This window comes from Mangrovicoccus sp. HB161399 (genome assembly GCF_013184745.1).
Lineage (GTDB): Bacteria > Pseudomonadota > Alphaproteobacteria > Rhodobacterales > Rhodobacteraceae > Mangrovicoccus.
In genome coordinates this window covers 1-718 of record NZ_JAATVU010000286.1, presented here as the reverse complement: position 1 = coordinate 718, position 718 = coordinate 1, and the positions used below count along the sequence as shown (strand labels likewise).

Below are 718 nucleotides of genomic sequence, written 5' to 3'. Positions count from 1 at the left end.
AGACCCGCGCGATGCAGGCGCGCATGGAAGCCTCGGGCGAGACCCAGGTGTCGCTGACCGATCCGGATGCCCGGGCCATGGCCACGACGGCGCGGCATCCCCGCATCATCGGCTATAACGTTCAGAGCGTTGTCGACGCAGAGCATCACCTGATCGTCGCCCACGAGGTGACCATGCGAGGCTATGATCGCGACGCGCTGTCGGAGATGGCGATTGCGGCGCAGGAGGTCATGACCACCGGTGAACTGCGGGCCATTGCTGACAAGGAATACTACAACAGCGAAGAGCTTCTGGCCTGCGAACGGGCCGGGATCACTGCGACCGTGCCCAAGCCGAAAACGTCGGGGGCGGGTGCGAGCGGGCGGTATGACAAGGAAGATTTCGTCTATGACGGCGAAGGCGGTACATACCGCTGCCCGGCGGGCAAGACGCTGACATATCGATCCACACGCGAGGAAGCGGGGCTGCAAATCCGGCGCTACTGGACCAATGCCTGTCCGGGCTGCGCGCTGCAATCCATGTGCACGACAGGGACCGAGCGGCGGATCCGCCGCTGGGAACACGAGGACGTGCTGGAGCGGGTCCAGCAGCGGATTGCCGGCGATCCTCTGGTCATGCGGCTGAGGCGGCAGACGGTCGAGCATCCGTTCGGCACGATCAAGGCCTGGATGGGCGCCACGCATTTCACGATGAAGCGCCTGAAGAACGTGGCAACGGA

The 718-nt window shown here is 64.6% G+C and carries 1 protein-coding gene; it reads left to right on the top strand.

Annotation, left to right across the window (positions count from 1 at the left end; translation table 11 throughout):
- Positions 1-718 (top strand): transposase (locus tag HCC78_RS32925; RefSeq protein ID WP_172332869.1); only part of this gene is annotated, 718 nt, incomplete at both ends.